Raw genomic sequence first — 12,379 nt, 5'->3', positions numbered from 1 at the left:
AAATAGAGAGAGTACCTTGAGGAGAACATTCATCTAAACTGCCCTATCACGCTGTCCTGTATGCTATCGCACTATTCCGTGTAGTCTCTCCGCGTGTGCGCCCGTAGAGGGACTGGTGCCCGTCCGAAGACGCAAAGAACTGTTTGTGCTTACGTCGTGGTTATCCCCCCACCGGCCAATCTCTCCCTATGTCCCCGACACGACGAACGCTGTTGAAAACCGCCGGGTTGCTCTCCGTCGCGGCGCTCGCCGGTTGTACGTCGAACGCGGAAACCCCCGGAGGCGACGACTCGAACGGTCAGAACGGAAGCAACGACGCCGGTGACGACGGAAACGGCTCCGACCTGCCGGGCGGCAACGACTCCGGCGGTTCGGACGGGACGCGCCCGGCGGGTACCGGCGGTCCGGGCGTCGTCGTCTCTGACACCGACGACGCGCCCGAGGTGCCTGTCGCCCCGAGCGTCGAACTGACCGAGGACGTCGCCACCGACGACCATCCCCCGCAGCTCCGCGTGACGATTACCAACGAGAGCGACCGGACAGTCCGACTGGGCGAAGGTCGAGACGTGTTCTTCCAGTACGTCTCCGACACCGAGAACGATCTGATACTTCTGCCCGCGGGGGGCGAGTACGACGCCGAACCGGGGTGTTGGCGACTCGCCGAGCCGATCGCGATAACCAGCGAGTACCGAACGATCACCCTCGAACCCGGCGCGTCGAAGGAGGAACTGGTCGACCTCTACGCGACGCCCGGCGAAGACGCCTGTCTGCCGGTCGGCGAGTTCCGCTTCGAGGCGACGTACACCGTGCTCTCGGAGTCGATGGAGTCGGAGGAGCGGGCGACGTGGGGTTTCTCGCTCTCGCTGGAGTGACCCCGATTCGTCGGCGTCGCCGGTCGGATGCGACGGACTCTGCGCTACCGTCGCTGGAACTCGACCGGCAGCGACTCCACGCCGTAGATGAACGAACTCCGCGTCGGCGACAGTTCCGTCTCGGCCACGCGGAGGTCGGTCACGCGGTCGAGCAGCTCCGAGAGGACGACTTTCGCTTCGAGACGGGCTAACGGCGCGCCGAGACAGTAGTGCGTCCCGTGACCGAAGCCGAGGTGTTGGTTCGGCGCTCGGTCGGGGACGAACGTCCCCGCGTCGTCGAACGTGCGTTCGTCGCGGTTGCCCGACCCGAGCCAGACGACGATTCGGTCGCCCGCCTCGATCGTCGCGCCCTGCACCTCGACGTCTCTCGTGGCGATTCGCGTCATCGCCTGAACCGGCGACCGGTACCGAAGCACCTCCTCGATAGCCGTCGAGAGCGCCCGGTCGTCGCCGCGGACGGCGTCGAAGTGGTCGGCCTCGTCGAAGCACCGAACCGCGTTCGTGACGAGATTCGTCGTGGTGATGTTACCGGCGACGAGCAGGAGGATACACGTTCCGAGCGCCTCCTCGCGGGTGAGTTTCGACCCGTCGTCGAGCTCGGCGGTGACGATAGTCGAGATGAGGTCGTCGCGCGGGTTCTCACGGCGGTCCTCGATGAGTTCGAGGAAGTACCACGCCATCTCCATCTGGACCTGCTGCTGTTCTTCGACGTACGCCTGCGCGTCGATGTCGTCGCTCGCGGCCTCAACCAGCGTGTCCGACCACGTCTTGAACTGGTCGCGCTTCTCGGCGGGGACGCCGAGCAGTTCGGCGATAACCATCACCGGCACCGGATAGGCGAGGTCGTCGACGATATCCATCTCCCCACTCGCGTCGTCGAGTACGTCGTCCAGTATCTCCGTCGTCAACTCGCGTATCCGCGGTTCCAGCTGTCGAATCGCGCGCGGGCGGAACGGCTCCTCGACGACGCCGCGGAGGACGTCGTGTCGCGGCGGGTCCTCGAACAGCATCGTCTGGAGAATCAGCCCTTCGCCCTCGTTCTCGGGTTCGACGTAGTCGCTCGCCCGCTCCGGGTCGACCGAGAACGTCTCGTCGTCGTCGAGGACCCGCTTCACGTCGTCGTAGCGGAACACGTCCCACGACCCTCGGGACGCGTCGTAACGAACGGGCGCGTCGTCCCGCATCTCTCGGTACCACTCGAACGGTTCGAGCCACGACTCACGCCCGGCGAGTTCGTCGGGGAACGCTTGCAGCCCTTGCGGGTCGGCTGAGCTCATCACCGAAGGTACGACCGTCGGGTCAATCAACCTTCACGAACACCGTTTCGAATACGAATGTAGCACTGTCACGACAGTCACGCTGTCGCACGCCTCCGTCCGCTACTCGAACGTCGGCGACCGCCCCTCCAAGAACGCGTCGACGCCCTCGGCGTGCGACTCGGTCCCGTAGGCCTGTACTTGCAGATGCGCCTCCCGTTCCAACCCGTCGCGGAACGGTCGGCCGACGTTCTCGTGCAGTCCCCGTTTTATCAGCGCGAGCGTCTCTGTCGGTTTCGACGCGAGCGTATCGAGCAACGCGGAGACGGCGGCGTCCAACTCGTCGCCCGAGACGACGTCGTTGACGAGGCCCATCTCCAGCGCCTCCTCGGCGTCGAACAGTCGCCCGGTCATCGTCAGCTCCTTCGCCCGGCGGAGGCCCACCAACTGCGGCAGGAGCACGGTTCCGCCGCTGTCGGGGATGAGGCCGACGTTGACGAACACTTCGCCGAACCGGGCGCGCTCGGCGGCGACGACGAAGTCGCAGGCTGCGGCGACGTTCGTCCCGGCGCCGACGGCGTCGCCGTTGACCTTCGCGACGACCGGGAACGGGGCCGTGAGAATCGTCTCGACGACCGCGTTGAGCGTCTCGCTGACGCGAGTGTACGCCTCCGCGGGGGTCTCCTCCCGGTCGCGCATCGCTTCGAGGTCGCCGCCCGCGCTGAACGCTTTGCCCTCCCCGGTGAGAACGACCGCCCGCGCGTCGTCGTCGGCCGCGTCTTCGAGCGCTGCGACCAACTCCCGCGCCGTCGACTCGGTGAACGCGTTTCGCGTCGCCGGTCGGTCGAACGTGAGCGTTCGCACGCGCCCGTCGGTTTCGGTGCGTACCATGCAGAGTTCACCGAGCGGTCGGTGTTAAACGTGGCTCCCCGTCCGCGGCCCGACCGCGGCCCGACCCTCGTCGGGTCCTATGGTTTTTTCTCACTCTCGGTCCCTTCTCGGGGCATGACAGAGGCGTACGTCGTCGGCGCGGGGCAGTCACCGTTCGGGTCGTTTCCCGACGAGAGCTATCGCTCCCTGTTCGAGACGGCGTTCGACCGCGCGACGGCGAGCGTCGACGCCGAGTTCGACCCGCGACGGATCGACGAGGCGTTCGTCGGCACGCTCGGCGTCGGCGGCCGACAGCTCGGCCTGAGCGGGCCGGCCGTGACGGAGCACGTCGGTCTCCACGGCATCCCGACGACTCGCGTCGAGAACGCCTGCGCCGCCAGCGGCTACGCGTTCCGCAGCGCCGTCGCGGCGGTTCGGGCCGGACTGGCGGATATCGCGCTGGCCGGCGGGTACGAAGTGATGACCGACACGAGTTCCGACCACACGAAGTGGTGGCTCGGCGTCAGCGGCGAAACCGAGTGGGAACGGCTCTCCGGGACGACGTTCTCCGGCGTCTACGCCCAGATGGCGAGCGCCCACATGAGCGAGTACGGAACGACCGCGGAGGACCTCTCGCGCGTGGCGGTGAAGAACCACGCCAACGGCGCGCGGAACCCGAACGCCCACCTCGGCTTCGAGTGTTCGCTGGAGGACGCGATGGCCGCGCCGACGGTCGCCGACCCGCTGAACCTCTATCACTGCTGTCCGACGACCGACGGTGCGAGCGTCGTCGTCGTCGCCAGCGAGGAGGCGGCCTTCGAACTGAGCGACGCCCCGGTTCGCGTCGCCGGGATGGGCGCGTCGAGCGGCCACGTCGGTCTCTTTCAGCGCGACACGTTCACGAGCATCCCCGCGACCCGCCGCGCCGCCGAAGCCGCCTACGACGAGGCGGGAGTCGGTCCGAGCGACGTCGACGTCGCGGAGGTCCACGACTGCTTCGCCATCGCCGAACTCGTCGCGTACGAGGACCTCGGCTTCTGCGACCCCGGCGAGAGCGGCACGTTGCTCCGCGAGGGCGTCACCGACCCCGACGGGACTCTCCCGGTCAACACCTCCGGCGGGCTGAAGTCGAAAGGCCACCCCATCGGCGCGACGGGCACCGGCCAGATTACGGAGATATTCGAGCAACTCCGCGGCGAGGCGCACACGCAGGTCGACGGTCCGCGGTACGGCCTCGCGCACAACGTCGGCGGCAGCGGCGGCGGCGCGACGGTTCACCTGTTCGAGCGGACCGACGGAGGCGAGCGATGAACCGAATCGACGCGGTCGGCGTCGCACTCCCTCGCCTCCGAATCCCGACGGACGAAATCGCCGACGCGTGGGGTCGGTACTCGGGCGCTGGTATCGAGGAGAAAACCGTCGCGGCCGCCGACGAGGACGCGCTGACGCTCGCTATCGAGGCAGCCGAGTCCGCTCTCTCACGGGGCACCGCCGACGCTGCCGACATCGAGGCGGTCTCTCTGGCGACGACGACGCCGCCGCTCGACACGGAGGAGATTGCTCCGCGACTCGTCCGCGCGCTCGGACTGCCGCCGTCGACGGCGATACGCACGTTCACGCAGAGTACGCTCGCGGGTGCGCACGCCCTCGATTCGGGGTTCGAAGCCGACGGCCCCGCCCTCGTCGTCGCCGCCGACGCGCCCCGCGGCGACCCGGCGGACGCCGACCACCCGTTCGGTGCGGGTGCCGCGGCGTTTCTGCTCGCCGACTCGGGGTCCGTGGAGCGACTCGGTTCGGCGAGTCACGTCGACGAACTCGCGGGCATCAGTTACCGCGAACGCGGCACCGACGAACTGCGCGGGCTCGACGTCACGGGATACGAGCGGGGCGCGATTCGGGAGTGCGTAACGCAGGCGGTCGACGGACTGAGTACGGACGACGGCGGCGTCGAAGTCGACGCCGCCGCTGTCGACGGTGCAGCAGTGTTCCAACCCGATGCCCGGATGCCCTCGCGCGCGGCGGGCGACCTCTCGGTTCCTCGCGAGGCGCTCGCTCGGGGAACGGTCGTCGACCGAGTCGGCGACGCGGGTGCCGCGGGCGTGCCGCTCGGGCTGGTCGCCGCCCTCGACGCCGCGGACGACGGAGACCGGACGCTCGGGGTCTTCTTCGGAAGCGGTGGCGGGGCGACGGCGATGCTGTTCGAGGGACGCGTCGACGGCGGACTCGACGCCGAACTCGACGGTGGCTCGGCGGTCACGTATCCGGAGTACCTCCGCGAGCGAGGTTACGTCGGCACCGTCGACGTTGCTGGCGGCGGCGCACACGTCAGCCTTCCGACGTGGCAGCGGTCGCTCGACCAGCGCTACCGACTTGTGGCCGGGCGTTGTCCAGAATGCGAGGCGCTCACGTTTCCGCCGGAGGGAGCATGCGGAACCTGTCACCGGCGGGTCGAGTTCGAGCGCGTCGAACTCTCTCGAACCGGTGTCGTCCGCGCAGTCACCGCCATCGGCCACGGCGGCGCACCGCCGGAGTTCGCCGAACAGCAGCGACGCGACGGCGCGTACGACGTCGCGCTCGTCGAACTCGAACACGAGGGCGAGTCGGTGACGGTCCCGTCGCAACTGACCGACGTCGACTCCGGGACGGTCGACGTCGGCGACGAGGTCCGGGCGGTCGTCAGAAAACTGTACGAACAGGAAGGCGTGCCGCGGTACGGCGCCAAGTTCGCGCCTGTCTCTCCCTCGTCGCGACGAAGCGAGTAATCGACGGGCGATTCTCGCCGTTGCCCCGTCGTCGCGCCGGAATTACCGGTGTAGCCGGGAGAGAATTTATACTCGTTCCTCACCAATACCTCACGGGGTAGATATGTGTGAGCACACCACAACGGGGGGAGGACGCGAAGCATCGCCGATTGAGGGTTAACACGGACCAGGAGGCACGTTCCGGATTGGTCGAGTACTGCGTCTGCGGCGCAGTCGGTCTCGCGCTGACGACGGTTCTCGCTCTCGCCTTCTACTCCTGGTTAGCCGCGGTCGCGGAACCGCTCGGACTCCTCTCGTCGACGGCGATCGTGTTTGCGATTCTGTCGATGTGGTTGCTGTTGTGGGTGGTTTTCGGATCGATATGGGAGTGGCGAGCGGGGCGGCTCGGTCTGAGCGAACCGCCTCGGGGTTGAGCCTCGGGGCACTCGCCTCGCTCACCTGTAGACGACGGGTTCCTCGCTCACCTGCTCGACCCGGCCTCCCGACGCCAACGCCGAGAGATGCGCCGCCGCCTCGCCCGCGCCCATCTTCACGTGTATTCCCCGCATCTCGCCGAAGCGGTCGGTAGCGACGTCCCACGGCGTGAGGGGTCCCCGTTCCTCGACACAATCGTACATCTGTTCGGTTCGCGTCTCGTGGTGCGACAGAATCTCGTCGATTCGGTTGACGAGCGAGAGCTCCGTCCCGTGTCCGGGGTGCGCCGTCTCCGGTATCTCCGACCGTTCGGCCCGTTCGCGGAGCCGATTCAGCGTCTCCCGGTACGTCGCCAACGCGTCCTCGACGCGTGTGTCGCTGCCGCCGACGTTCGGGGTGTACGTCGGTAACACCGCGTCGCCGACGAACACCGTATCACTTCGGTTGTCGGCGAACGCGGCGTGACCGAGCGTGTGGCCGGGCGTGTGAAGCGTCTCGATACCCGCGACGACGTCGCCGTCGGCGAGCGCCTCTACCGGGTACGCGTCCGGCATCGGCGACGGCGTATCCCCACTCATCACCGTCTCGACCGTCTCTTCGGGAACGCCCCACTCGATTAGTCGCCGTGCGTCTCGCCTCACTCGATTCGCTCTCGCCGCCGCGTAGTCGGCGACAAGCGGCGCGTCGGATTCGTGCACGTACAGCGTCGCGTCGCTTGCCTCGCAGAGTCGGGGTGCGAGTCCGGCGTGGTCGGCGTGCCAGTGGGTGACGAGAACCGACGAGACGTCCGCGAGTTCGAGACCGGCCTCGCCGATGCCGGAGACGAGGCGGTCCCACGCGCCGTCGACCGGCGGTCCGGGGTCGACGAGGACGCCGCGGTCCGGGAGGACGTACGCGCTGTTCGTTCCCTCTGGGCTCCCCTCGCTAACCTCGATTCGGTGGGTTCGACTCACGTTCGCTCGGCTACGCGTGGTCGGGTCAAATGAGTGCCGACCGTCTCTCACGCGCCACTCGCTGTCTCGGAGTCGGTTCTCGGCGTCTCGGAGTCAGCTTCCGGTTTACGCAGAATTAATTACCGAGGACGCGACCGGTCCCGCGTGTCGTTTAGCTCGCTGCGGACGCTCCCCCGAGAGGCCGTCGTCGTTCTGAGTCTCGTGAGCGGTTCGCACGTCGTCAACCACATGTATCTCGTGCTCTTTCCGCCGATTCTCGGCGTGTTGGCGACGGAGTTCGACGTGACGCTCGCGACGCTCGGGTTCGCCATGGGCGCGCAGGCGTTCGTCAACACCGCGTTTCAACTCCCCTTCGGTTACCTCTCGGACACGTACGACCGCACGCTCACGCTCGGTCTCTGTCTCGTTATCGGGGGCCTCGGAGCGCTCGTTCTCGCGGCCGCGCCGACGTTCGAGTGGCTCCTCGCCGGTCAGATACTGCTCGGCGTCGGCGTCGCCGGTCACCACCCGGCGCACTACCCGCTCCTCTCGGACGCGACGACGGAGACGAACCGCGGTCGAGTGTTCAGTATCCACGGGTTCGCGGGCAACGTCGGCTTCGCCGCTCCGCCGGTGGTCATCGTCGCTATCACCTCGATCGCGGGGTTGAACTGGAGACACGCGTTCGCCTTCATCGGGGTTGTCGGGCTGTTGTACGCCGTCCTCGCCGTTTTCGTCCTCTACCGATACGTGCCCCGGTCCGTCCGTCGCCCGAACGTCGCCGGCGAGTCGGTCAGCGGCGGCGAGTCGGTCAGCGGTGTACAGACGGCGACGGAGACGCCGTCGTTAGGGAACCGACTGCGCTCCGGAGTCGTCGCGCTCCTCGACTCGCCGAAGATTCTCGCACTCGGTCTGCTGGCGCTCGTCGCGTCGACGGCGATGTGGGGTATCACGTCGTTCGTCGTCACGCTGCTCGAACAGGGGTACGGCGTCGAATCGTCGACGGCGAGTCTCACCCTCTCGGTGATGTTCGGCGTCGGGGCGGTGTTCATGCTCGTCGGCGGCGACCTGTCGGACCGCTTTGCGCCCGCCCCGCTCATTCTCGGCAGCTACGTTCTCGTTGCCGCGTTCGTCTTACTGCTCGCGTCGTTCGTCCTCCCGCCGTCCGCCGCCGTCGTCGCCGCTGTGGTCGGCGGGAGCGTCGGGAGTCTGAGCACGCCCGCCCGCGACAAACTGGCCGACGTCCTCTCGGCGCGCGCGGACCTCGGCCGAAACTTCGCCGTCGTCACCGTCGGCATCATGGTGGGCAGCACGATCGCGCCGCCGGTTTTCGGCGTGATAATCGAAGGGTTCGGCTTCCGGGTCGCGTTCGCATCCATCGCCGTGGTCGCGCTGGGCGTCGCTGCGCTCGTCGTCGGTATCGTCGTCAAGTGGGGCGACGACTACAGCATCAGTGAGTCTGCCGCTGCGGGAGAGTAACGAACCCTACGGCGATGGGTGAGCGACGTGCAGCGGGCCACAGCGCGTCACACCGTTCGAGCATCACCTCGAAAACGACTGCCGAAGTCGATGGACGCGAGTCCATCTCCCCCTTGACACCCGGACCGGGCGAGACCGGGTAGCCTTCGACAGTCATCTAAGGGATACAGTATGGAAATAATGAATGTAGTGCTTGTTAGTACTGGGTCGACGTCGGTTTCCTCGCCGAGCGAAAAAGGAGCGAGCGACTGCTGACCTACCGCCATCGGCGACTGTATCAGAAACGTGACTTTACGAGCAACTTTACGTAGGACTCTGGTTCGGTAGCGTATGAACGACCTCAGCGGCTTTCAGCGCGACCTGCTGTGGGTAATCGCAGGTCAAGAACGACCATCGGGTCAAGAAGTCAAGACGGAGTTAGAGGAGTACGTCGAAGGTGAAATCAACCACGGTCGACTGTACCCGAACCTCGACACGCTCGTGAACAAATCGTACGTCGAGAAGGGACCGATAGACCGCCGAACCAACTACTACGCGATAACCGACAAAGGGCGCGAGAGCCTCCGGTCACGGCGGGATTGGGAGGACCAGTACGTCTCGTTGGAGTGAACTACAGTGTCGGATTCATCCTGACTCCTCGGAGTCGGCGTTCTCCTCGAACCTGTGTATCGGCTCCCGTCTTTTCTAGCTGGGATTCGCTTCGTACGTCGGGCCGACTGCTACCGAGAGCGTCCGCGGTTTCGAGTGTAGAACGAGGCGCTCGTGCTCGCTCACCTCACCGTCGAGACTGTACGCGATTCTCTCGCTCGAAAGTCCCTCGACGGTCAGTTGACTCGCCCGGAGGTGGACCACGTGTTCTGTTCCCTTGCCGAACACGCGGTGAGCAGCGGCCTCGGCGAGGACGTTCTGCGGCGGCATCTCCTCGACGATGACCACGTCGAACAGCCCGTCTTCGGCGTTCGCCTGGCCGCCCTCCTTGGCGAACTGTCGGACGTTGCCGACGAGCACGCAGAGCGCTTCGCCGGTCCACGTGACCTCCTCGCCCTCCGAGACCGCTTCGACTTCCAGTTGCAAGCTCTCGAACTCGACCGTCTTCTTGATACCGGTGTAGAGGAACGCGAGCGACCCGAGACGCTCCTTCAGCGCGGCACTCGTCGCCACGCTGGTTTCGGCGGTCAGCCCGGCGACGGCCGAGACGACGAACGGTTCCTCGCCCGCGACCCCGAGGTCGATTCGCCGTTTCTCGCCGTTTTCGAGCAGGTTGAACCCCGCTTCCACGTCCTCGACGCCGACGTTTCGCGCGAAGATGTTCGCGGTTCCGACGGGAACGATACCGACGGTCACGTCTCCGAGTGCGTCGACTTCGAACAGTCCCGTCACGACCTCGTGAAGCGTCCCGTCTCCACCGGCGACGGCGAGTCGTCGGACGTCGTCGTCCGCGGCCTCGCGCGCGAGCGCCGCCGCGTCTCCCGGTCCGGCGGTCTCGACGACGTCGTACCCGTACTCGTCGGCCAGCGCGCGAACCGCGTCTCTGTGTTTACCGCCGCCGCTCGTCGGGTTCATCACGACGCGTCGGTGTCCGTTCGCGCCGACGAGCCGCGGGGAGTCGCCGTCTCGCGTCCGCGCCGTTCGGGGGCCGTTCTCGTTCACGTGCGCTATTCGTTTTCTGACGTGAAAACGGTGTTCCGTCTCTCGCACCCGGTGCTGTGATTGGCTGAATGTGTGCCCCGCGACCCGGCGCTATCCACCGATCGACACGATAGAAGGTGCAACATTTGACACTTAGTAGCTGTGTTTGATCTACCTTGTTCGGTGGCTACAATCGGTGTTCGTGTGGTTTATCGAAGTGTTCCAGACGCTATGATGTAAAAATATTGATTATTAATGGTGTCGTCATACTAGCATGGTATCTACTACCATCACCCCTCGGCAGACTCGTTCGCCGACTGCCCCGATGTCGCGGCGGGCCTTCTTGCGAGTTTCTGCAGGAGCCCTCGCCCTCGGCGCGCTCGGCAGTGCGTCGATAGAGTCCGTCACAGCGCAGAACGCCAGTCAGGTGTTCGCCGGAACGCAGTTCACCGATATCGACACCATCGACCCGCTCTCCGGACAGTCGCTCGGAGTTCAGTCGTTCCAGCATCCGGCGACGTTCATCGTCTCCGCACCGATCTCCGACGGCGTTTCCGTCGAGCAGAACCCGTTCAACCTCGTCGCCGGAGCCGACGACAAGGCTGCTCCGGGGGCCGTCGACGTCTGGTCGGCGGCTGTCGCGGAAGTGCCGTTCGACCCGTCGATTCCGAATCCGAACCCCGGTCCGCTCTTGCTGCAGTACTGGGAGATCCAGGGGAACCAGCAACTGACCGAGTTCGCCGGAACGTTCGTCGACTCCCACCGCGACAAGTCCGTCGCGTTGAACCTCGTCAACGCACCGACCGTGATCGCACCGGGGATTCCCCCGCTTCCGTTCCCGAAGGCGATAGCCGAAGGAGCGGTGTTGCAGGGCGTCACGGACGGCACGTCGGTGACGATGGTCGTTCAGGGAACGACCGTAGACCAGGCGAATCCGTTCGTCTCGCGTATCGACGCGACCAGAGTGCAGTGAGCCTCCGTCGCCGACTCACAGCAGTCCGGCGACGACGAGCAAGCCGGTCGCGAGGAGAGCCGCGAGGACGAACAGGTTCCACGTGCGGTCGACGGCCGACTTCGGGTCGTCCGTCTCCAGGGCGTCGGTCAGGCGCTTGGTCGCGACGTGGGCGACGCCCGCCAGCAGGAACCAGAGAGCGACCATCGAGAGCACCAGATGCCCGGCCCCCGTCGACTGGAGTCTCTCGAACGTGTACAGCGTCCCAGCGAGGTGGCCGCCCGTGAAAAGGAGGAGGAGGACCGCCGCGACAGAGAGGTAACTGAATCGCTTCGTAACTGCTCGCAGCGCCGGCGCATCGAGTACGCCGTTTCGCGCCGCCGGCAACACTGCTCCGACGAACAGGAGCGTCCCACCCGCCCACGCGCCGGCGAACAACGCGTGTACGACTCGTACCGTCGTATCGATGATTGCCATCGGTGAAGCGTTCGACTCCACGGATATATCTGTTTACGAACTATTTTCGACGAACGGACTACACCACCACGTCGACGCTTAGGAAGCGTTATGAGCGCCGTTCGCCGAATCTCGCGTATGGTCCCGAACACTCCTCTCGATTCCGACGCGGCGACGACACGCCGGCGGGTGCTCGCGCTCGCGGCGGCAACCGGCGGTGCGTCGCTCGCTGGGTGTCTCGACGAGACGCCGTCGACCGCGGGCGATAGCGACGAGGCGAGCGACTCCGGGGAGTCCGACGACTCAGGCGAGTCTAGTTCGACGACCGGGGACGCCGCCGACCCGGAGGCGACGGTCGAGGAGTGGATGAGCGACGGGCTCGGCTACGACGGCGTCGTCGACGAAACCGGCACCGGTCGGGTCACCGTCAGAGTCGGTGCCGACTCCGCGAGCGGACCGTACGCCTACGACCCGGCGGCGGTTCGCGTCTCCCCGGGAACGGTAGTCGTCTGGAAGTGGACCGGCGCCGGCGGCAGGCACAACGTGGTCGAACGAGACGGCGAGTTCGAGAGCCGTCTCTACTCCAGCGGTGACGCGACGTTCGAGTACACCGCAGACGCGCCCGGGACGTATCTGTACTTCTGTACCCCACATCGCGGAATGGGGATGAAAGGCGCCGTCGTCGTCGACGACTCGTAGTCGCCGGTGAGCTCTCCACCGCAGACGAGTCTGTAGAGGGCGAGCGTCGTCGAGAGGA

At 66.4% G+C, this 12,379-nt stretch carries 12 protein-coding genes; 7 read left to right on the top strand and 5 right to left on the bottom strand.

The window, feature by feature from the left end; all coding sequences use genetic code 11:
• Positions 1-188 precede the first annotated feature (188 nt).
• A complete protein-coding gene (locus DV709_RS16385; protein ID WP_117595513.1) occupies positions 189-872 on the top strand; it encodes a hypothetical protein in 684 nt (227 codons plus the stop codon).
• Between the two features lie 44 nt (positions 873-916).
• Here the strand turns inward: DV709_RS16385 and DV709_RS16380 are convergent, their stop codons facing one another.
• The gene (locus DV709_RS16380; RefSeq protein ID WP_117595512.1) at positions 917-2,149 is read right to left on the bottom strand and encodes a cytochrome P450; all 1,233 of its coding nucleotides are present in this window, start codon (positions 2,147-2,149) and stop codon (positions 917-919) included.
• Between the two features lie 102 nt (positions 2,150-2,251).
• Positions 2,252-3,019, bottom strand: coding sequence for an enoyl-CoA hydratase/isomerase family protein (locus tag DV709_RS16375; protein ID WP_117595511.1), 768 nt, complete (start codon positions 3,017-3,019; stop codon positions 2,252-2,254).
• A 114-nt stretch (positions 3,020-3,133) separates the two neighbouring features.
• On the opposite strand from DV709_RS16375, the gene DV709_RS16370 reads away from it, so the two are divergent.
• Together DV709_RS16370 and DV709_RS16365 are read left to right on the top strand one after the other, a co-directional pair.
• Positions 3,134-4,309 carry a thiolase domain-containing protein gene (locus DV709_RS16370; protein ID WP_117595510.1) on the top strand — a complete coding sequence of 392 codons (1,176 nt, stop codon included), beginning with the start codon at positions 3,134-3,136 and terminating at the stop codon, positions 4,307-4,309.
• Positions 4,306-5,760: a zinc ribbon domain-containing protein gene (locus DV709_RS16365; RefSeq protein ID WP_117595509.1), complete on the top strand. Its 1,455-nt coding sequence runs from the start codon at positions 4,306-4,308 to the stop codon at positions 5,758-5,760. The genes DV709_RS16370 and DV709_RS16365 overlap by 4 nt, the downstream gene beginning before the upstream one ends.
• Before the next feature lie 434 nt (positions 5,761-6,194).
• Here the strand turns inward: DV709_RS16365 and DV709_RS16355 are convergent, their stop codons facing one another.
• The gene (locus DV709_RS16355; RefSeq protein WP_117595507.1) at positions 6,195-7,127 is read right to left on the bottom strand and encodes an MBL fold metallo-hydrolase; all 933 of its coding nucleotides are present in this window, start codon (positions 7,125-7,127) and stop codon (positions 6,195-6,197) included.
• Positions 7,128-7,271: 144 nt separating this feature from the next.
• On the opposite strand from DV709_RS16355, the gene DV709_RS16350 reads away from it, so the two are divergent.
• Together DV709_RS16350 and DV709_RS16345 are read left to right on the top strand one after the other, a co-directional pair.
• On the top strand, positions 7,272-8,585 hold the full coding sequence (locus tag DV709_RS16350; protein WP_117595506.1) for an MFS transporter: 1,314 nt from the start codon (positions 7,272-7,274) through the stop codon (positions 8,583-8,585).
• 330 nt (positions 8,586-8,915) lie between these two features.
• The gene (locus DV709_RS16345; RefSeq protein WP_117595505.1) at positions 8,916-9,194 is read left to right on the top strand and encodes a PadR family transcriptional regulator; all 279 of its coding nucleotides are present in this window, start codon (positions 8,916-8,918) and stop codon (positions 9,192-9,194) included.
• 75 nt (positions 9,195-9,269) lie between these two features.
• Here DV709_RS16345 and DV709_RS16340 read toward each other — a convergent pair whose 3' ends face one another.
• Positions 9,270-10,235: a diacylglycerol/lipid kinase family protein gene (locus DV709_RS16340; protein ID WP_232819778.1), complete on the bottom strand. Its 966-nt coding sequence runs from the start codon at positions 10,233-10,235 to the stop codon at positions 9,270-9,272.
• Positions 10,236-10,557: 322 nt separating this feature from the next.
• Between DV709_RS16340 and DV709_RS16335 the strand changes: the two genes are divergently transcribed.
• Positions 10,558-11,187 (top strand): hypothetical protein, encoded by a 630-nt coding sequence (locus DV709_RS16335; protein WP_157972766.1) that lies wholly within the window; start codon positions 10,558-10,560, stop codon positions 11,185-11,187.
• A gap of 15 nt (positions 11,188-11,202) precedes the next feature.
• On the opposite strand, the gene DV709_RS16330 is transcribed toward DV709_RS16335, so the two are convergent.
• Positions 11,203-11,643, bottom strand: coding sequence for a CopD family protein (locus tag DV709_RS16330; RefSeq protein ID WP_117595503.1), 441 nt, complete (start codon positions 11,641-11,643; stop codon positions 11,203-11,205).
• Between the two features lie 117 nt (positions 11,644-11,760).
• Here DV709_RS16330 and DV709_RS16325 point away from each other — a divergent pair, with 117 nt between their 5' ends.
• The gene (locus tag DV709_RS16325; protein WP_117595502.1) at positions 11,761-12,321 is read left to right on the top strand and encodes a halocyanin domain-containing protein; all 561 of its coding nucleotides are present in this window, start codon (positions 11,761-11,763) and stop codon (positions 12,319-12,321) included.
• Positions 12,322-12,379: the final 58 nt, after the last annotated feature.

The organism is Haloprofundus halophilus (assembly GCF_003439925.1).
In the GTDB taxonomy this organism is placed as follows: Archaea; Halobacteriota; Halobacteria; order Halobacteriales; family Haloferacaceae; genus Haloprofundus; species Haloprofundus halophilus.
The sequence above is the reverse complement of the archived record's forward strand: the minus strand, read 5'-3'. Positions and strand labels throughout refer to the sequence as shown.

What these genes read in the sequence shown, in the direction of transcription:
- DV709_RS16385 (WP_117595513.1), top strand. Translation starts at nt 189, where the DNA reads ATGTCCCCGACACGACGAACGCTGTTGAAAACCGCCGGGTTGCTCTCC.
- DV709_RS16380 (WP_117595512.1), bottom strand. Translation starts at nt 2,149, where the DNA reads ATGAGCTCAGCCGACCCGCAAGGGCTGCAAGCGTTCCCCGACGAACTC.
- DV709_RS16375 (WP_117595511.1), bottom strand. Translation starts at nt 3,019, where the DNA reads ATGGTACGCACCGAAACCGACGGGCGCGTGCGAACGCTCACGTTCGAC.
- DV709_RS16370 (WP_117595510.1), top strand. Translation starts at nt 3,134, where the DNA reads ATGACAGAGGCGTACGTCGTCGGCGCGGGGCAGTCACCGTTCGGGTCG.
- DV709_RS16365 (WP_117595509.1), top strand. Translation starts at nt 4,306, where the DNA reads ATGAACCGAATCGACGCGGTCGGCGTCGCACTCCCTCGCCTCCGAATC.
- DV709_RS16345 (WP_117595505.1), top strand. Translation starts at nt 8,916, where the DNA reads ATGAACGACCTCAGCGGCTTTCAGCGCGACCTGCTGTGGGTAATCGCA.
- DV709_RS16330 (WP_117595503.1), bottom strand. Translation starts at nt 11,643, where the DNA reads ATGGCAATCATCGATACGACGGTACGAGTCGTACACGCGTTGTTCGCC.
- DV709_RS16325 (WP_117595502.1), top strand. Translation starts at nt 11,761, where the DNA reads ATGGTCCCGAACACTCCTCTCGATTCCGACGCGGCGACGACACGCCGG.